Source organism: Mammaliicoccus sp. J-M41, assembly GCF_022385935.1.
Lineage (GTDB): Bacteria > Bacillota > Bacilli > Staphylococcales > Staphylococcaceae > Mammaliicoccus > Mammaliicoccus sciuri_A.
Window position 1 is genome coordinate 1 of the sequence record NZ_JAJNIR010000046.1, and the last position, 20,099, is coordinate 20,099.

General features: G+C 32.0%; 21 protein-coding genes. 7 read left to right on the forward strand and 14 right to left on the reverse strand.

Annotated features, from left to right (window positions below):
* Window positions 1–447: 447 nt before the first annotated feature.
* The 10 genes from LQ686_RS12905 to LQ686_RS12950 form a co-directional block, all read right to left on the reverse strand.
* Window positions 448–1,098 (reverse strand): KinB-signaling pathway activation protein, encoded by a 651-nt coding sequence (locus LQ686_RS12905; RefSeq protein ID WP_107573083.1) that lies wholly within the window; start codon window positions 1,096–1,098, stop codon window positions 448–450.
* Between the two features lie 15 nt (window positions 1,099–1,113).
* Entirely contained in the window at window positions 1,114–2,175 is a 1,062-nt protein-coding gene (locus LQ686_RS12910; RefSeq protein ID WP_025905827.1) for an Mrp/NBP35 family ATP-binding protein, read from the reverse strand.
* A 269-nt stretch (window positions 2,176–2,444) separates the two neighbouring features.
* Window positions 2,445–3,914: an MDR family MFS transporter gene (locus tag LQ686_RS12915; RefSeq protein ID WP_025905826.1), complete on the reverse strand. Its 1,470-nt coding sequence runs from the start codon at window positions 3,912–3,914 to the stop codon at window positions 2,445–2,447.
* Window positions 3,915–3,984: 70 nt separating this feature from the next.
* Complete coding sequence (locus tag LQ686_RS12920; RefSeq protein WP_025905824.1) at window positions 3,985–4,452, reverse strand: SepA family multidrug efflux transporter; 468 nt, start codon at window positions 4,450–4,452, stop codon at window positions 3,985–3,987.
* A gap of 32 nt (window positions 4,453–4,484) precedes the next feature.
* Window positions 4,485–5,825: a multidrug efflux MFS transporter SdrM gene (gene sdrM, locus LQ686_RS12925; protein ID WP_025905823.1), complete on the reverse strand. Its 1,341-nt coding sequence runs from the start codon at window positions 5,823–5,825 to the stop codon at window positions 4,485–4,487.
* Between the two features lie 3 nt (window positions 5,826–5,828).
* Complete coding sequence (locus tag LQ686_RS12930) at window positions 5,829–7,418, reverse strand: amidohydrolase (RefSeq protein ID WP_025905822.1); 1,590 nt, start codon at window positions 7,416–7,418, stop codon at window positions 5,829–5,831.
* Window positions 7,419–7,531: 113 nt separating this feature from the next.
* Window positions 7,532–7,930, reverse strand: a complete 399-nt coding sequence (locus tag LQ686_RS12935) for a TipAS antibiotic-recognition domain-containing protein (protein WP_025905820.1) — start codon at window positions 7,928–7,930, stop codon at window positions 7,532–7,534.
* Window positions 7,931–8,060: 130 nt separating this feature from the next.
* A complete protein-coding gene (locus tag LQ686_RS12940) occupies window positions 8,061–8,303 on the reverse strand; it encodes a hypothetical protein (protein ID WP_025905816.1) in 243 nt (80 codons plus the stop codon).
* A 9-nt stretch (window positions 8,304–8,312) separates the two neighbouring features.
* The gene (gene trhA, locus LQ686_RS12945; RefSeq protein WP_107565818.1) at window positions 8,313–9,011 is read right to left on the reverse strand and encodes a PAQR family membrane homeostasis protein TrhA; all 699 of its coding nucleotides are present in this window, start codon (window positions 9,009–9,011) and stop codon (window positions 8,313–8,315) included.
* A gap of 14 nt (window positions 9,012–9,025) precedes the next feature.
* Window positions 9,026–10,213, reverse strand: coding sequence for a UTP--glucose-1-phosphate uridylyltransferase (locus LQ686_RS12950; RefSeq protein ID WP_025905812.1), 1,188 nt, complete (start codon window positions 10,211–10,213; stop codon window positions 9,026–9,028).
* A gap of 180 nt (window positions 10,214–10,393) precedes the next feature.
* Between LQ686_RS12950 and LQ686_RS12955 the strand changes: the two genes are divergently transcribed.
* Window positions 10,394–10,546: a hypothetical protein gene (locus LQ686_RS12955; RefSeq protein ID WP_173400400.1), complete on the forward strand. Its 153-nt coding sequence runs from the start codon at window positions 10,394–10,396 to the stop codon at window positions 10,544–10,546.
* A 51-nt stretch (window positions 10,547–10,597) separates the two neighbouring features.
* On the opposite strand, the gene LQ686_RS12960 is transcribed toward LQ686_RS12955, so the two are convergent.
* A complete protein-coding gene (locus tag LQ686_RS12960) occupies window positions 10,598–11,089 on the reverse strand; it encodes a metal-dependent hydrolase (protein ID WP_025905811.1) in 492 nt (163 codons plus the stop codon).
* A 276-nt stretch (window positions 11,090–11,365) separates the two neighbouring features.
* Window positions 11,366–12,082 carry a hypothetical protein gene (locus tag LQ686_RS12965; protein ID WP_025904961.1) on the reverse strand — a complete coding sequence of 239 codons (717 nt, stop codon included), beginning with the start codon at window positions 12,080–12,082 and terminating at the stop codon, window positions 11,366–11,368.
* Between the two features lie 157 nt (window positions 12,083–12,239).
* Between LQ686_RS12965 and hutG the strand changes: the two genes are divergently transcribed.
* Together hutG and rarD are read left to right on the forward strand one after the other, a co-directional pair.
* A complete protein-coding gene (gene hutG, locus LQ686_RS12970) occupies window positions 12,240–13,229 on the forward strand; it encodes a formimidoylglutamase (protein WP_025904962.1) in 990 nt (329 codons plus the stop codon).
* Between the two features lie 3 nt (window positions 13,230–13,232).
* Complete coding sequence (gene rarD / locus LQ686_RS12975) at window positions 13,233–14,144, forward strand: EamA family transporter RarD (RefSeq protein ID WP_107573082.1); 912 nt, start codon at window positions 13,233–13,235, stop codon at window positions 14,142–14,144.
* Between the two features lie 44 nt (window positions 14,145–14,188).
* Here the strand turns inward: rarD and argF are convergent, their stop codons facing one another.
* Complete coding sequence (gene argF, locus LQ686_RS12980) at window positions 14,189–15,190, reverse strand: ornithine carbamoyltransferase (RefSeq protein ID WP_025904964.1); 1,002 nt, start codon at window positions 15,188–15,190, stop codon at window positions 14,189–14,191.
* A 226-nt stretch (window positions 15,191–15,416) separates the two neighbouring features.
* Between argF and LQ686_RS12985 the strand changes: the two genes are divergently transcribed.
* The 3 genes from LQ686_RS12985 to LQ686_RS12995 all read left to right on the forward strand — a co-directional run bounded on the left by LQ686_RS12985 (window position 15,417) and on the right by LQ686_RS12995 (window position 16,889).
* A complete protein-coding gene (locus LQ686_RS12985; protein WP_025904965.1) occupies window positions 15,417–15,683 on the forward strand; it encodes a SunI/YnzG family protein in 267 nt (88 codons plus the stop codon).
* A gap of 145 nt (window positions 15,684–15,828) precedes the next feature.
* Window positions 15,829–16,551, forward strand: a complete 723-nt coding sequence (locus LQ686_RS12990) for an SDR family NAD(P)-dependent oxidoreductase (RefSeq protein WP_025904966.1) — start codon at window positions 15,829–15,831, stop codon at window positions 16,549–16,551.
* An 11-nt stretch (window positions 16,552–16,562) separates the two neighbouring features.
* On the forward strand, window positions 16,563–16,889 hold the full coding sequence (locus LQ686_RS12995) for a heme oxygenase (RefSeq protein WP_025904967.1): 327 nt from the start codon (window positions 16,563–16,565) through the stop codon (window positions 16,887–16,889).
* Window positions 16,890–17,111: 222 nt separating this feature from the next.
* Here LQ686_RS12995 and LQ686_RS13000 read toward each other — a convergent pair whose 3' ends face one another.
* The gene (locus tag LQ686_RS13000; RefSeq protein WP_025904968.1) at window positions 17,112–18,470 is read right to left on the reverse strand and encodes a YjiH family protein; all 1,359 of its coding nucleotides are present in this window, start codon (window positions 18,468–18,470) and stop codon (window positions 17,112–17,114) included.
* A 359-nt stretch (window positions 18,471–18,829) separates the two neighbouring features.
* Here LQ686_RS13000 and LQ686_RS13005 point away from each other — a divergent pair, with 359 nt between their 5' ends.
* The gene (locus tag LQ686_RS13005) at window positions 18,830–19,987 is read left to right on the forward strand and encodes an MFS transporter (protein ID WP_025904969.1); all 1,158 of its coding nucleotides are present in this window, start codon (window positions 18,830–18,832) and stop codon (window positions 19,985–19,987) included.
* The last annotated feature ends 112 nt before the right edge of the window (window positions 19,988–20,099 follow it).

Sequence of the window (20,099 nt, forward strand, 5' to 3'; positions counted from 1 at the left end):
TCATCCTGAGCCAGGATCAAACTCTCCATAAAAGAAGTAAGCTTGATAAGCTCATTTTTGATTGGTTAAGCCAATCACTCTGAAGTACTTTTAGTACTCAATTATTGGAATTAACGTTGACATATTGTCATTCAGTTTTCAATGTTCATCTAATTTGCGTCTAAACAATATTGTACTAAAAACAATGTTTGTTTTCAACTAATTTTGTTAACTTATTTTTAACACGTTTATAAATATATAACATTTATTTCGTATTAACAAGAGTCAATTTTACACTTTCAAGAAAAAGTTTTGATAACTTTTTTCGTTGTTGTGCTGTCGTTTTCAGCGACTTTTATATAATATCAAGTGAGGTTTTAAAAGTCAACACTATTTAGCATCTTTTTTAACAAAAAATTAAAAAGCACAAGATTAAGGTGTAAATAGAATTTAATCTTGTGCTTTGTATCATTTCTTCAATGATTTACTGTCTTTATTCAACTTTGATTTCTTGGCTTTTCTCTCTTCAAGAGACAACGCATTATATTTAGGTAATGTAATTAATTGATAAGCATTACATAATAATAATCCAAAGATTGTTAGATAAATCCAACTTGTATCTTCTACTCTTAAAAATGGTATAAGTTCAACTGTTGTCATAACAACCATGAAAAACATAGATGGAATCCATAAATTCTTTTTAGATTGTTTGTTTTTTATATTACTTGTAATGATTGCAAAAATAACGACAACGATTGGTAGCCAAATAAATGATATGATTTGATCTGTTCCACCAAATCTTAAAAATCTAAAATACACTAAATCAAATATAGCAAATACTGTTACAACGATTTGTACATGTGGCCATATCTTACCAAAGATACCTATGCCTAATTGATTAATGAATAAATAGATGAAATATGCAAGCTGACTAATAGTTGCTACAAGTAGTCCTACAACTAAGAACCATATTGAAGCTGCTACAAACTCACCTATTTCTCCAGCAAATAAATATTTCGTTACTTTATCATATCCAAAGATAAGTGACGCAATATATGTCACAACTACACCTATCAACAGTGTATTTCTGTAAAATTGAATTAAATATTTTAAAGTCACTTGCTTACCTCCGCACTAATCTTCATCTGTTATATTAATGATATTCTTAGCAATTTGACTATAAACTTTACCTAAATCTTCATGTTCTTTATAGATAGAAGGTGAAAAGTTATTTTCATCCCACTCAGGTTGACTTAATGGAAGCTCACCTAATAACGTCGTTTGAAGTTCCTGTGCTAATTTAGCACCGCCGCCTTTACCGAATACATATTCTTTATTTCCTGTTTCTTTACTTTGGAAATAAGACATATTTTCGATTACACCTAAAATAGAATGTTCAGTATGTTTAGCCATTGCACCAGCTCTTGCTGCAACAAATGCTGCAGTAGGATGAGGTGTCGTTACAATAATTTCTTTACTTGAAGGTAACATTGTATGTACATCTAAAGCTACATCACCAGTACCTGGTGGTAAATCAAGTATTAAGTAATCTAATTCTCCCCATTTAACTTCTGTAAAGAAACTTGTGATCATTTTTCCTAACATTGGACCTCTCCAAATGACAGGTGCATTTTCTTCAACGAAAAATGCCATAGAAATAACTTTAACGCCTTCACGCTCAACAGGAATAATTTGTTCGCCTTCTACTTCTGGCTTTTCTTGTATGCCCATCATATCTGGAACACTAAATCCATAAATATCAGCATCAACGAGTCCTACTTTTTTACCTTCTCTAGCAAGAGATACTGCTAAGTTAACGGCTACTGTTGATTTACCAACACCGCCTTTACCTGAGGCAACTGCAATAAATTCAACCGGATTATCTTTAGATAATAGCCCTTCTATCGTTTGTTCTTCCATTACACCTTTGAATTTTTCTAATGCTTCATCAGATAATTCATCAAATCTTATCCCTACAGTTTTCGCACCATTTTCTTTTAATAGATCTACAATTTCCATTTGTAAATCAAGTTGTGGTTGTCCGCCAAGTTTAGCTATCGCAACTTTGACACTCACATGTTCTTTTTCTTCTTTGATGCTAACTTCAACTATGCCGCCAGTTTCTTTAAGTGGTACATCTACAATTGGATCATGTAACGCTCCCACAAGTTCTTTAACCTGTTCTACTGATAACAAAATCTACGACTCCCCTTCTAAAATAATTATCTACTTATCATTATATTCAGTGTAACAAAAAATTTAAACATACAGGTAGTTTAATGTTTAAAAAAAGGGAGCGGGACAGAAATCTAATTTATATAAAAAGATTTCGTAGTCCCGCCCCGGCAAGGATGACTAGAGTTGAAAAAAGCTTGGTACAAGCGCATTTTCAATTCAGACATCTACTGCCAAGTTGTAAAAAGAGACTGAAACATTACATTATGTCTCAGTCTCTTTAAATCTTCTTATTTAGAATGGTTCGGTATTCTTGTATTACTATGTTTGTTTTCAGATTTAATAAATATAGATAATACAACTCCGAAAAATACAATAACAGTTAATACTAAGAAAGCTATATTAATACCGTGAATCATTGCTTCAGATTGTAATATCTTCGCAGTATTACCTGCATTGGCATGTTCTAATTGTGTCTTTGAAGGTTCAAAGTTCTTAGCACCAATCGACATAATCGTTACTAATATACCTGTACCAATTGAACCAGCGATTGTTCTTAATGTATTCATCATCGCTGTACCATGAGATAATACTTCGTTTGGAATCGCATTTAATCCTGCTGTATTAACAGGCATCATAATCATAGAGACACCAAACATTCTAATGGAATAAACAACAATTAAATAAAGTAGTGATGTACTATCATTTAAGAATGCAAGCATGAATGTTGTGACTGTAATGATTGTAAATCCGATGATTGCCAACCATTTCGCACCATATTTGTCGAATAAACGACCTGTTACAAGTGACATAACACCTGTAATGATTGCACCTGGTAATAACAGTAAACCAGAGATTAATGCTGAATATCCTCTTGCATCTTGCATATACATTGGCATTAATAAAGATGGTCCAATTAAAGATACCATTGAGAAAATACCTATGATTGTTGTTAATGTAAATGTTTTATACTTGAATACTCTAATATTCAATAATGGGGTTTCTAATTTTAACTGTCTTAATACGAAGATTACTAACGTTACGATACCTACAACTAATGTAACGATAACAATTGGTGATGTGAATCCTAGTGATCCTGCGCTACTGAATCCATATAATAAAGATCCGAAGCCTACTGTAGATAGAATAATAGATGGTACATCTAAGTGAACATCTTTTGGTTTAGAAATATTCGTTAAGTATTTCGCACCAAAAGCTAATGCTACAACCGCGAATGGAATGATTGTGTAGAATGGACTTCTCCAACTAAAGTTATCAACGAGATAACCAGATAACGTTGGACCTAATGCTGGGGCGAATGAGATAACGAGACCCGCCATACCCATCGCAAAACCACGTTTTTCTTTAGGGAATAAATTAAAGAGTACAAATTGCATAAGGGGCATCATAACACCAGCACCCATTGCTTGAAGTACTCTTGCTAACATTAATATTCCGAAGTTTGGCGATAAAGCGGCAACTAACGTACCGATTGTAAATGATAACATCGCCATTAAATAAAGTGGTCTTGTATTAAATTTATCCATTAAAAATGCTGTAGCCGGTATCATAACACCGTTGACTAACATAAATCCTGTCATTAACCATTGACCTTGGTTGGCATCGATTTTTAAATGTACCATGATTTCAGGTATTGCTGTATTTAATAAAGTTTGGTTTAAAATCGCCACAAAGGCACTTACTAACATTACAGCTACTACTAAATTTCTTTGACCTTTTGAAATGTCCTGAACATTCATGGTTTCAACTCCTTCCAAATATACCTTTGCCATTATGCACTATTTTATTTCGGAAATCAAAATAAATGTTTCATCGGTTTAAATTTTTGCTATCTGGATAGAAAATTTCAGTACATATATATAAAACAGTGATAATCACTAAAATGATCCAAAACTCAATTTTGATTTGTGAATAATATATATGTACTGTGAAATAAAACATAATCGTGCTAACAGTAATTGTTAATAAATGAAAAGTCATACCCTTGAAATACGGATTATCATTTAGTCTATTTTTAAATCTATCTAATAAAAATTCTATAGCGACAAGTGTAAAGTAGCCAAACAATATATAACTACCATAATAGAACAAGTTGTCTATCATACTTTTATTGTAGTTGAATTCTGCTAAGCCATAATAAATTAAAATTCTGCTTAATCCAAACATACCAAAAGAAAGTAGTACAATAAAAATTGCACCAGACAATGTGAAAATACTTATAATAATCAATATGGACAATAAATGAAAAATATCAAAACGCTTATTTTTTCTTTTCATACATTGTGACTCCCTCTAAATATGTTTTACCTTTAAAAACTTTTTCTACGCTTTTCTTTAAATACAATAGACCATACAATCGTCAATGTAACGACTACTAACATAATATACAACATAATATTTTGAACGCCATAACTTAAAAATGAAATGTTTAATACATATATTGAAGAAACAATTAACGATCCAGTTGTACTACCTATTGTCTTAAATAATGTATAAATCGACATCATGGAACCTAATTGGTGATGAGGTGCTTCTTCTTGAACAACGACAACATCTTTCGTATATACTGTACCAAATGATACACCCATTACAAAAACAGCAAATGGGATGATTACAATCCATTCAACGCCTGTTAATATAGCAAAGCTACCAACAAACATTGCCAAGAAAGCTAACATATAAATAAATTTCAATTTCAGTTGATCTAATCTACCAAGTACAAACGTGATAAACAACCAACCTACCGACATTGGAAAAATGATTAAACCACTTTGTAACGGTGTAAAGCCTTGTTCATTTTGTAAATAGATTGGCATAAAAATAGTGTAGCCCATCAACATTGTTGAATAAATCATATCTGTAAACAATACGAGAATGATTTTTCTATTAAATGCTTCAACAGGTACAAATGGATTTCGCATACGCGTCTCAACTCTGTAGAGTAATACGACAAATCCAACTAATAATATGAAGCAAATCATACGTACAATAAATGGTATATGTTCTGCAATAATTAGTAAAAAGCTTGCAACCACACCATAAAATATGAATAAGCCTTTATAATCTAATTTAGTTTTTTCTACTTTCTCTTGTTCGAAATTAAAATACTTAATAACCAACCACATAGATACTAAAGCTATAGGTACATTGATATAAAATAGAAAGCTCCAGTTTAAAGATTCTAATATTGCGCCACCTAACAGTGGTCCTACAATACTAGATATACCCCAAACACTTCCAACGATACCCATCACTTTATATCTTCTCGGAATTGGAAAAGCAAGTTTAGGTACAACTTGACCTAATGTCATCATGACACCTGCACCTAAACCTTGAACAATTCTAGAAATAACTAGCAATGGGAAACTATGTGTCATTTCACTTAACCCACAAAATACACTACCAATAATAAATACAGATATCCCTAGTAACACTACTAACTTAATATTAATTCTCTTTACAAGTTCACCAACGATTGGTGTCATAAACACAACCGCTATTAAATATACTGTAAAGATTAATGCAACTTCCGTATCAATATTAAAGTCTTTCTGCATTGTTGGTGTTGCTAAAGATACGATTGATGTTTCTATAGCACTCATAAACATAATAAGTACTAAAGCCAACACAATTCCTTTGTTCTTAGTCATAATTCACGCTCTTTCGTATACAATATTTCCGTTAACAATTGTTAATTTAGCTTGAATTTGTGCTAAATCTTGACGGTTAACCTTAAATGGATCTTGATCTAACACAGTGAAATCCGCTTCATATCCTACTTTAATTCTTCCAGTACGGTCAGTCGTTTGACCAATCTCACTCGCGAGTGTTGTATATAAACGTAAAGCATCGAATACAGATAGTGCTTCTTCAAAGAAATACGCACCTTCTTCACCATACGTTTGTCTATTAACTGCCGCATGAATACCTAGCATAGGATTCGGTGTTTCAATCGGTGCATCTGAACCGCCACCTATTATAATACCTAAGTCTAACATTGACTTGAATGGATATAAATATCTTGCTCTCTCTTTGCCTACTTTATCTTGAATCCACGGAAAATCACTTGTAATAAATTGTGGCTGAACGTCACAAATCACAGGTAACTTCGCAACACGTTGTAACAGTTCTTCATTTAATGTGCTAATATGAATTAATCTATCTCTAAGTCCGTTTGGTACAGGATATTTTTCTATTGCATCTAATACCATTTCACAAGCTTTGTCACCAATCATATGAACAGCTATCGCACCATTATATTTTCTAGCAATTTTTACTTTTTCTTCGAGTTCTTCTTGTGTATATATCGCAAGTCCATAATTCGTTCCAGTAGGGTCATTAGAATAAGGTTCTTTCAACAATGCTGTACTGCCTCCAAAAGCACCATCTGCATAAAATTTCATAGCATCAGGCTCTATCCATTTATCAACAAAAGTCGCCTGTTCTTCCATCATTTGTTCATAAACACTAAAGTGTCGTAACAATCGTACTCTAAATGGCTTTTGATCTTCCCCTGGTCCTACAACTGTTTTATAAGCATTTAAGACATCTTTATAATCTTCGTAGTAACCTAAATCTTCTGTATGCGATCCTGTTATACCATACTGATATAAATATGTAATCGCGTTATTTAAATGTTTAGTAAGAGACTGTTCATCTTCATTTGAAGCTAATTCTTCAAATGGTTCCATAGCTGTATCATATAACCAACCAGTCAGTTCACCTTCTTGTTTTTCATATGAACCACCGTCAGGATTTTCGACATCATTTGTCATACCTAAAATCTCTAATGCTTTCGAATTGACGATTGCTGCATGTCTACATACTCTTTTAACAATTACCGGATTATCTTTGCATAATTCATCTAAATCAAATTTATTAAGTCTAATACCATTTAATAAATTTTCGTCATACCCTTCAGCAACTAACCATTCACCTGGTTGTAATGTTTGGGCTTTTTGGCTAATTTTTTGTTTTACATTTTCGATATTTGTCTCACCATTTAAAATGACTGAAGATAACCAAACGCCAGTCCCCATAACATGAATATGTGTTTCAACAAATCCAGGAAACATCGTTCCACCTTTTAAATCGATTGTTTCATAATCCGTTGTTTGAATTTGGTTTAAATCTTCTTTTGATAAAACAGTTTCTATCAAACCATTTTCTACAATTACCCCTGCATATGTATCATCTGGTCTTTCCATCGTATATATTGTTCCGTTATGATATAACTTTTTCATCCGATTCAGCTCCCTTATACATTCAAGTTTATTCTAATTCTACATATTTAATAGTAAAAAAGACACCGATAAAATCGATGTCTCCTATTTTAATTTTATAAAGTTCATTTTTATTATATGACATGCTTAACGGCAGTAATTAATGCTTCCGTTCTTTCTTCACCAAAATATGCTTTATATCTATCATCCGCTTCATACATATTAATAATTTCTAAGTGTTTATCTTCTGTATAATTTGGCCAACTGAATGTTAACCATTCTCTGTGTAACTGAGTGACTTCTTCTTGTTTTTCTAATGTTGCACCTTGTTCTACAATGTTATCCAGTTTTTCTACGAGTTTCTTTTCAATTTGATTTTTACTTTTAATTTCATCTTTCGTCATATCTAGAAACCGATCATCAGTCTGGTCTATCTTATGGCCGCTTCTATCTTCTACTGTTTCTCCCTGAACCTCTTCATTAACATTTAGTTTGTCACGATCGAATGTTTCAAAATCTCTTTTTTCTGACATTATGATTTCCCCCTATTCATATCGTATAACATTTAATATTATCTATTTACCCGTTTTGCAAAAAAATAACAAAAAGAGCGGGATAGAAACCTCTATATCATAAAAAGATTTCATATCCCGCTCGCTATCTTTATTTCAATCGTCTTTGTTCACCTTTTTTAAGATGTTCATTAAACGTTTGTTTATTATTTCTGCGTTGGTGTTTAATTAGTAATATTAATGCATAAACTAATATTAAACCGAATATAAGTGAAACAATACCCATAAACTGCAAACCACTTTGTTTGCCGTCACTAAATACAAAGTAATAAAAGAAATAGCCTTGAATTAAAATAATAATTGTAAGAACCGTATAATACAAACGATAGTTCATCTTATCCTCCTACATAAAGTACATAATTGCTAGAAAATGAAAAATTGAAGCAATCAAAATGAAGAAGTGCCAAATCATATGGAAGTACTTTTTATCTTTTTGAGCATAGAACCATGCCCCTACTGTATAACTAAGACCTCCAAATAAAATAAACAACATAAATATTAACGATGTCTTATTGATAACTGTTGGTAACATGAGAACACCCATCCAACCCATGATTAAATACATCGCTAAACTTAATTTATGATTAACGTTCTTAGCTGTTGATTTATATACAATTCCCCAAATTGTAATACCCCATTGGACTGCCATAATAAGCCAACCTAACCAGCCGCCCACTAACGATAATGCAATCGGCGTATACGTTCCACAAATTGCGATATAAATCATACTATGATCAATAATTCTCATAATGTATTTCTGAGGTGATGAAGATGACATTGAGTGATAAATAGCAGATGATAAAAACATCAGCATAATACTTATAATATAAATAGATACACTCGTCGATTTAAGTGCGCCATCACTAATATAACTTTCTACTGCTGCGTATGGTAAGAAGAATAATAGAAAGAAAGCAGGGACACCATGTGATACTGCATTTCCAACTTCCTCACCGAAGGAAAGTGGCATAATATCTTTAAATGCTTCTTTAACTTTCCCATTTTTTCTATGATGAGACTTTGTATGATTGATTTGTTCCATTCATATCCCTCTTTTCATAATAGTTGATTGTTCTCTAAATCTCTTTGCGCTGTTTCAATACTGTCTTGTCCTTCTTTGTTCTTTAAAGGGCTAAATTCTTTCGTTCTATCTACTTGTAAAGTAGCAAATGATTCTGCATATTGGAAAATATCAAAATAAAACAATTCGAATTTCAATGACTCTTCTTCTACAACACTGAAGTCTTCATCTAATTGTTTTAACTTCTTAACTGCTAAATGATACGGTAATGGTTTAGAAGCCGCTTCTATAAGGAAATCTAATTTAAATACATGAATACCAATGTTAGCATTCTCTAGTTTATCTACATCATCTTCAGATAGCTCAGAATACTCTAATACACGCTTTTTACCATCTATTGATACAAGACGACCAACTTTTTCTCCGCTATGCGCTTTGATAGATTTAGTTGTCACGTCACTATTATGTTCTACTGTAAATCCAACAAATTCAGGATCCAACACTTTTACGAGCGCATTATCAATGTTGTTTAAGAATAAGTATTCCACGCCATTTTCTTTCATTTCAGCAAGTAACTTTGTCTTCTCTAGAGATTTGAATACACCACCATTACCATTAGGTGTACGCATCACTCTTCTATTTGTATCTAAAATTAATTGACCGTCCGTCGTTAAAGATACAATGTGGTCTTGCTTGAAGAAATGAATATAATTTTCATCATAATTAAAGTATTTATTTTCTAAGAAAAATGACAATGTATCTTTATGATTCACGTCACTTGTCATGATATACCAATGAATTGGTGTACCAACTTCTTCTGTTAATTGCTTTAATTGCTCTGCTTGTCTTTCAAATAAACTTTTGTTATTGAATGAGAATGTACCCTTTGGTCCTACATGACCTAATCTTGTACCTTGTCCACCAGCCATTAATAATACCGCAAATTTACCATCTTTAATCGCTTGTACACCAAGTGAACGGTAAGATTTCAGTTGTTCTTCTGAAAGTTGATCTTTAACTTCAAACTCAACTTGTTCTATATTATCTGCAACATCTATTGTCTTTCTATTTATGTATACATCTTGATATAGTTTATCTATTTCATCTAAATCTAATTGATTAATATCAGATTCTAATTGTTCTTTCTCGCTTTGGCTCATCACTTTAATATATTCTAAAATGTGATTTTGACCATGTTCTTTCAGGTTTGTTTCATCTAACATTATAATACCTCCGAAAATTTGACTCATTCTTATTATACGACTTTAGAACGATTTGTCTAAAAATATCATAAAAAATTTATAATTAAAATGATTATTTTAAAATTAAATGGGTATTTATAATAATGTGTTGCTTTAAGCACAAAATATTCCTATATATAATAGGCCAAGGAGGATTTTATTATGAGTTTAGGAGATAAGTTTAATGATTCAAAAGACAAAGCAGTTGAAAAAGGTAAGGATCATTTAGAAGAGAATAAAGACGAATATACTGAAAAAGGTAAAGACTTTGCTAAAGAAAAAGGCGAGGATTTAAAAGGTAAATTCGGAAAATAACATAATGTTTAATGGAAGCTAAGACACTACCTTTTGTCTTAGCTTCTTTTTTTATATAAACAATCGATAAATATCTTTCCACCATAAAATGACTGTGATAATGGTAAATGCAGATGATAAGCTTAAATCCATAACACCGCCAGTTCTAAATACAATGGGTAATTTAACTGAGACATTTAAAGGGTAAAATAGTTTAACCCCTCTTGGTGTTAACATATCTAAAATGATATGCGATAACATCCCCAATATAATCGAAACTAAATATGGTTCTGGTGCGGGTATTGTTCTCAATCCCCAAAATATTAAAAATAGAAATAATAATGAATGGGTAAACGTTCGGTGTCCAAAAATTAACCTAATAATAAAACTGATAGGAAATATTTTCTTACCTAGATTACTTTTGAAATGACAAATATCTGGGACCAAACTCGCTACACCACATAAGCTTACAATCGTAAATGATGTAAAAATATCTTCTCCATAATAAATACTTAATGATGACCCGATGAATATACCGCATGAAAGATGTGTTTTTCCTGTCATATTAATGTTTCCTCTTTTCAATTACTTTATTTTATTTTACCACAAAATACCGAACAAGTATACGAACACTTTGTGACTTTATAGTGATATACCTCACATAATTGCAATTCAAATGACAAAATTGTGAAAAGAATCACATAAGTATTGATTTGTTCTTAATCCCTGTTAAACTATAGTTGTAAGTCATATTAAACATAACCCTATACCATTGTTGAAATAACCCCCTTATTTCACAATTAAAAAAACGTTCATCTAATTCGATGAACGTTTTTTTATTTAGCTTGCTTTATTTAATTGTGTTTCTTGTTGATGATCACTTTGAGTGGATTCATTGTTGCTTGATTGTTGAGAGCGATTTTGACTTTGCCCTTCACTATTTGTATTCTCATCTTGTTGATTCGTGTTTCGAGATGGATCTGCTTGATTATTATCCTCTTCGTATGGTTCATTACTTTGTTCATTTGATCCTTGATTTGAATCTTGGTTTGAATCTTCATTTGTATTTGAGTGATGTTGATCTTGATGACCTTGATTATTCTGATCGTTTTCTTTAGGTAATGTACAGCCATCATCATTACATAAATAACCATCACGAGATAAATTTTGCCAAGCTCTCGTAAATTCGATTGTATTTTCTGCTTTATCACATTCTGCTTGAGAGTTACCTTGATTTAATAAGCAATTTCTAGCTACTGTATAAGCTTCTGTATCAAAGTTTTCAGTTTCATTATGATTGTTCGGTTTAACACCATTTACATTTTCTTCTACTGGAATTTCATCTGTAGATTGTTGATTGTTATCATTATTATTTGTTTTTGATTTTTCTTCTTTAGTTTTAACATCTTCACCTGTCGATTCTGAAGTTGTTTTTTTCTCAGTAGTCGTTTCAGATGATTTTTCGTTATCATTATGTTCATTATTCTTAGAAGTTTGGTTGTCACATGCTACTAGAAATAATAAGCAAACTGTTAAGAGACCATAAATCCATTTCATAGAATCACTCCTCGGCCTTTTTGCTTTTTCTTTCTTACTATTCATTAAAGACACTTCTTTCTTATAAAATAATTAAGCATTTAATAAAACATAAGAATATCATACATGATAAACTAACATTAGTAAAAACTATTGTAACATGTAGGAGGTATTAAATATGTATAGAAATGTTAAAAAGGATGAGTGGACAGGTAGAACAGATAGCACAACATTGCGTTCTGCTTTTAGATTTCATCAAATCGTTGACTCAATTCATATTGAGAAAGAAGACATTACACCAAAGAAAGAATTCGAACATCAAGTTAATATGGCACTTATAGGTTTTGAATGCGATGAAGGTGTTTCTAGAAATAATGGTCGACCAGGTGCAGTAGACGGTCCTAAACATTTTAGAAAAGCTTTAAGTCCTTTACCAATACATAATGAGTACTTACATTTAACTGACTACGGAGATGTCATTTGCCACAAAAATAAAATGGAAGAAGCGCAATCAGAACTTGGAGATAAAATCTCAAACATATTATTGCATAATGACTTTACAGTTATTATCGGTGGTGGTCATGAAGTATTATATGGCCATTATTTAGGTGTAAGAAAAGCCAACAAAGACAAAAAAATTGGCATCATCAATATAGACGCACATTTTGATATGAGAGATTACGACGAAAAACCATCTTCTGGCACAATGTTTAAACAGATTTTAGATCAAGATGATCAAGTTGGTTATTTCGTACTAGGTATTCAGAAAAATGGTAATACAAAAGCACTCTTCGAAAGAGCTGATGAATACGGTGTCCAATACATTCGTGAAGATGAACTTCGTAGCCATTTATCGATAGAAACAATTACTTCTATTAATTCATTCATTGAAGGATATGATGAAATTCTCATTACATTATGTACAGATTCTATAGATGTAAGTTATGCACCTGCAGTAAGTGCACCTTGTATTATGGGATTACAACCTCAAATCGTTCAAACAATTTTACAATTAGTTACAAACTCAAACAAAAGTTCAAGCATTAGTATTGCTGAGCTATCACCAAGATTCGATATAGATAATCGAACTGCAAGATTACTTGCGAATATCGCATCGAATATTTATCACGATCAAGCAGAAGTCATTCAATCACAGTGGGAGTCCTAAATCATGTCAGAATTTAAAAAAGGTATTATATATGCAATATTTGCATATGTTATTTGGGGTGTCCTACCAATTTATTGGAACCTCGTAAGTGAAATTGGACCATTCGAAATTTTAGCACATCGTATTATATGGTCAGCAGTATTCATGTTATTACTGTTATTATTTACAAAACAATTTCCAATGTTCAAAGCAGCAACGATTAAGCTATTTAAACAAAAGAAAATGCTATTCGCTATTATCATCGCTGGTTATATAATTACAGTGAACTGGGGTACATTTATTTGGGCAGTTAATAACCACCATGTGCTACAAGCAAGTCTTGGTTATTACATCAATCCTTTAATGAGTATTTTCCTAGCCTTTATTTTCTTAGGCGAACGATTCTCAAAAGCTCAATGGGTAGCTATTCTATTAGCATTTGTTGGTGTTATTTATATGACTTTTCAAGTCGGAGAATTTCCGTTCGTATCAATATTACTCGCAACATCATTTGCGCTTTATGGATTGATCAAGAAAGTTGTAGATATCGATGCATTTAGTAGTATTACGATAGAATGTATCGTGACATTACCAGCAGCACTTATTTATATCTTCTACTTATCACAACACAACGCCATTACATTTGGTATGAACAGTTCAAGCGGATGGTTATTACTTTCTGGTGCTGTTACAGCTGTTCCACTTATTTTATTTAGTGCTGGCGCAAGAAGAATACCACTATCATTAACAGGCTTTATTCAATATATTGGTCCAACTATCATGTTCTTTATCGGTATATTCTTATTGAACGAACATTTCGATGTTGATCAATTTATTACATTCATATTTATCTGGGCAGGTATTATCATTTATAGTTACAGTAAATATGTAGAACTTAATCGCAATAGAAAAAAATTAACAAAAGAAGCTCGTTAACAATAAAAGGCTGAGACATTCATGGATGTCTCAGCCTTTATTCGTTAATATATATCGCCACAAGTTGTAGCTAATAATGCTTTAATTGTATGCATTCTATTTTCTGCTTGTTGGAATACTTTTGAATAATCTGATCTAAATACGTCATCTGTCACTTCCATACATGTTACACCAAACTTTTCGAAGCATAGCGCACCCATTTCAGTATTTAAATCATGAATAGCTGGTAAGCAATGTAAAAATAAAGTTTCATTTTTACCAGTTAAATTAATTAAGTTTTGATTTACTTGGTAATCTTTAAGTAATTCAAAGCGTTCTTCCAATTGTTGTTCCTCACCCATTGAACACCAAACATCTGTATATATGATATCACTGCCGTAAATACCTTCTTGGATATTATCTGTAATTAATATCTCACTTCCAGATTCTTTACTAAATGACAATGCCATATTTTGAACTTCTTCATTTGGTTGAAGTGATGATGGTGCAACAATATGAATATTCACACCTAAAATTGCACTCGTAACGAGCAATGAGTTCGCAACATTATTACGTCCATCTCCTATAAATGTCAAAGTCTTTCCTTCGTATGTACCAAAGTATTCTTTAATTGTCATAAAGTCCGCTAACATTTGTGTAGGATGCCACTCATTTGTTAAGCCATTCCAGACAGGTACGTTGGAATATTGAGCTAAGTCTTCTACTGTCTTTTGTTCAAATCCTCTAAAAGCAATACCATCAAACATTGATCCAAGTACGACTGCTGTATCTTCTACAGATTCTTTCTTACCTAGTTGTAAATCTTCTTTACCTAAATAAGACACACTTGCACCCATTTTAGTTGCAGCTACTGTGAAAGCTGAACGTGTTCTTGTTGATTGCTTTTCAAATAATAAAGCGATATGTTTCCCGTTTAAATAACGATGAGGGATCTGATGCTTTTCTTTGAATTTTAATTCCATTGCCAAATCAATAAGTGATTCTAATTCTGCTTTAGAAAAATCAACTTCTTTTAAAAAACTTGTCTTGTTTAATTCTTTTAACATAGATAACTTCGTCCCAATGAAACCAGCTCCTTATTTATTTATAAAGATAATATTACAGCATACGATTCTATTTGTAAATAGTTATTCAATATATTGCATAAAAATACTTTTATTAATTAGTATGACATAATAAACAAAAAATATAACACATTTTCTCGTTTTTCTATTGAAAACGGATACATAATACGTTATGATGTAGTCATCAAACAAAAGGATGTGTTTAGATATGGCAATGAGAGTATCAAAGGACAATAATCAAGTTCATATTCAATGGAGAGTAGCGGACATTACAATTCCAAATAATGAAATTAAAAACATTAAAGAGGATCAAGATATTCACGCTTTGTCTAATGAAGCCCAAGATCATATCGTAAGAATTGGCTCAACTTTTGGCAAAACAAATCGTGTGATTATCGAAACAAATGATAAAGAATACATTATTTATACACATGCTGATAAGAAAGTTTACAACGAGCTCACTAAAGAAGCTTAAGTTCAAACTTTCAGGCATTTTAAATAAACACCGCGAAGTCATATTACACTGACTTCGTGGTGTTATTTATATGGCATTTTCAAATTGAATTATTATGATACATTTTTAAAGCATGCTAACATATAAGAAAGGAGTGATGATCAATATGTTAAGAGACTTAAAAGGGCTCAATGCAGTCATTACAGGTGGCTCTAAAGGTATCGGTAAATCAATCGCGATTGCATTAGCTCATGAAGGCGTCAACGTCGCAATTGCAAGTAGAAATATTGATACTTTAAAAGCAACAGCCGATGAACTTAAACAATATGACGTCAAAGTATTTTATAAAGAAACCAATATTGCGCACCAAAAAGATGTGCAACGTTTCATAGAAGATTCATACCATGCATTAGGCTCTATAGATATCGTGATTAATAATGCAGGTATTATGAAGAATAATTCATTTTTAGAAGTAAGTGAATCTGAATTTGATCAATTATTTGAAACAAATGTTAAAGGTATATACTACGTCTTACAAGAAGCATTACCACATCTCGTAAGACAAAAAAGCGGAGATGTTATAAATATCGCTTCAATGTCTGGTTTAAAAGCCAGTGCAACAAGCAGTATCTATTCTGCTACTAAATATGCGGTAATTGGTATGACTGAAGGTATTATGCAAGAAATGAGAAAACATAACATTCGAGTGTCATATTTAACCCCTTCTGCCGTATTAACAGATTTAATAGGAGAAACACAATTACAAGAAGATACGATGACGCATCCAGAAGATATAGCAGACGTAGTTGTATCACAACTGAAACTACAACCAAGAACATTTATGAAGACAGCACAAATCTGGGCTACTAACCCAACACCAAAAGAATAGGAGAGATCACTATGTATGTTGTAACAAATAGAATTAAAATGAAAAAAGGTTATGCAGAAAAATTAGCACCAATGTTTACTAAAGGTGGCGCATTGCAAGAAATGAAAGGTTTCATTAAAGTCGAAACTTGGAACATGCAAGACATTGATGACAATGACGAATTACATGTAAATATGTGGTGGGAAGAACTAGAAGACTTCGAAGCATGGAAAACGAGCGATGCATTTAAACAAGCACATAGTCGCGGCGGAGACAATAATAAAGACAAAGGCGAATCCCCAATGTTAGGATCTGAAATCGCAATCGCTAAAGTCGAAACAACAATCGATCCAAAATAATCGAAATATGGACAAACTGAACTTATACAGTTCAGTTTGTTTTTTGTTATGGGAGTGGAATGGGAAAGATGTGAGTTTATTTGGTGCTTAAGCTATAATTTGGACAATCTCATGGCTTTACTCAGTACTTAAGCCAAGACTCAAAACCGCCTCATCTCCCCCAACCATTCCCAAACATACAAAAACGACAGGGGCACATCATGCCTCTGTCGCTATTTAAATTTAGAAGAATATATGAGCTAATATAACGATTATCGGTAGCGCTATAATTGTACGCATAATATATATCATAAATAGTTTCCCTAGGCTTACTGGTATTTTCGAACCGAGTATAACGCCCCCTACTTCTGATAAATATATTAATTGTGAAATACTTAAAGCACCTACGATAAATCTTGTCATATCACTTGGTACATTACTAATCAGTAATGATGGTAAGAACATATCAGCAAAACCGATTAATAATGTTTCAGACATTTCTTTTGCATATGGTATTTGCATTAATTCTAATAATGGTACAAATGGTGCGCCTAATATACTAAATGTTGGTGTATATTCAGCAACAATAGTTGCTAAAGTACCGATTGTCATAACCACTGGTAGTACTGCTAACCACATATCCAACACGGTCTTCACACCGTTAATAAAGAATTGTTTAAGGTTAGGTGATTTTACAGCTTTTTGAGTTGCTTGTTCAAATCCCCATGATATTGGATTATGTGTTTTAGGAATTGATTCATTTAATTGCTCAGTGCTTCCGTTTGAATACTTATCTGGAATTTGTTTAAGTGGCCAAATTCTAGGCATTATAAACGCTGCTACAACACAAGCTAAAATAACTGATAAATAAAATTTAAAGAAATAATCCATTAAGCCGATTGTTTGAGCAATGACAATTGCAAATGTAATAGATACAACAGAGAATGTTGTCGCAATGACAGTTGCTTCTCTACGTGTATAAAATCCTTGTTCATATTGTTGGCTTGTAATCATAACGCCTACAGTTCCATCACCAATAAATGATGCTAGATTATCAACAGTTGATCTACCAGGTAATTTAAATACAGGTCTCATAATTGGTGCAAACATTGGTCCTAAAAATTCTAATAAACCAAAGTCCATTAATAAGGGTAAGAACAAACCTGCAAAGAAAAATACGGCAAGTAATGTTGGTAATAAATCATTGTAAACCATTAATCCGGTATTTTCATTTACAACTACCCCTGGTCCGAAATCGAAATAAATAAATATTGCAAATATCGCACCTATTATTCTAATTACGACCCAAATCCAATTGACGTTAAATAATTCATTCGTTATAGATCTCTTAGTAGAAGTACTGAATATCGTAGAATAGATTAATGTCATTACTGCAGAGAAACTAATTAAAAGCATAATAATTAGTCCAGCATAGTCACCGATCCAATCTAAAGCTGTATTTGCAAGGTATGCAACAGGTAAACTTGTTTCCTTCTCCCCTTTATCATCAGTTACTGTTACAGGTACTAAAAATAAATATATTCCTAACAGTGATAATATAATAAACTTTAACCTTCCTACTAAAACGCTCGTCTCTTTCATACTTTCTCTCCTTTACGCAAGACTAACTATACACAATAATTAATAAATATTCAATACTATTCATCTCTAATTTTATTATATATTTTTATGTAAGCGCTGTCATTATTTTTAGTAAAAATAAAAGAATTATTAATCATAATATACCAATGTATTTATTATATTTTTTCTTTAAAAATTTTAAATTTTCAAACTTCTATTTATTATCCGTATAATATATAGATCAATTCCAATTAATTCTTTCAATTTATACCTTAAAAACACCTTACATTTCTGATTGTTCGGGTATTAAATTTTATCTGTATTTTTACAAATCACACTGTTATAATCATGATTATATGTCAAAGAGAAGGAGTTATATGATGTCGAAACCTCGATTAATTACATTTATGTTAAGCGTATTTGTTGTGGGAATGGTTGAATTAATGATTGCAGGTATACTTACTTTAATGAGTAAAGATTTGAATGTATCAGAAGCAATTGTAGGACAACTTGTAACAGTTTATGCATTAACATTCGCAATTAGCGGACCCATACTTGTTAAACTGACTAAGAATGTCTCACCAAAGACTGTATTATTAGTAAGTATGATTATATTTATTTTAGGAAATGGGATTATTGCGATTTCACCTAACTTTACAATACTTGTAATAGGTCGAATATTATCTTCAGCTGCTGCAGCAATTATTGTCGTGAAGATCTTATCTTTAACTGTTGTGTATTCAAAACCAAGCGAACGCGGGAAAATGATTGGTTTAGTTTATACTGGTTTCAGTGCAGCGAATGTACTTGGTGTTCCTCTAGGTACTAAAATAGGAGACTTAGTAGGTTGGAGAATGTCATTTGTGTTTATTTCTACAGTTGGTATTATTGCGCTTATACTTATTATTTTTAATGTCGCAAGCAATAAAATTGATACGCTAGAATCTTCTAGTCAAAGTCAAGATTACAAAGTCATTCATCCTTTAGAAATTGTAAAATATTTAAGCATTACTTTCCTTATATTAGCGGCAAATTATGTTGTCGTAACGTATATTAGCCCATTATTATCTGTGTATGGATATGATTTAAATATTGTATCACTCGTACTACTTGTTGCAGGTATCGGTGCAATTATTGGTACTTCATTAGGTGGATATATTACAGATGCATTAGGTAGTAAAAAGTGGCTATTAATTTCATTAAGTACTTATACAGTACTCATGCTTGTATTTGAACAATTCTTACCGATACTTGTTATTACATTAATTGGTGTATTTGCTTGGAATATTGTCCAATGGGGATCAAATCCACCTATCCAAATCGGTATTATCTCTCAAATTGAAGGAGATACAAGTGCAGCAATGAGTTGGAACATGTCTAGTTTAAATGCAGGAATAGGTGCTGGTTCATTATTAGGTGGGATATTCGTATCATACTTTAATGTCGTATCTAGTTTATATGTAGCAGGTGCATTAAGCTTTATTGCATTCCTAATTTGTTTAACAATTAAGAAACAACCAAAGACACAAAAAGCATAATAAAAGCGAGTGAGATATAATGGCACTGCACCCTTACTAAGGGAGCTCAATAAAAACACTATTTTCTAGGCTGCTAATTCCCTATATTCTATAGGGGATAAGTAGCCTAGTT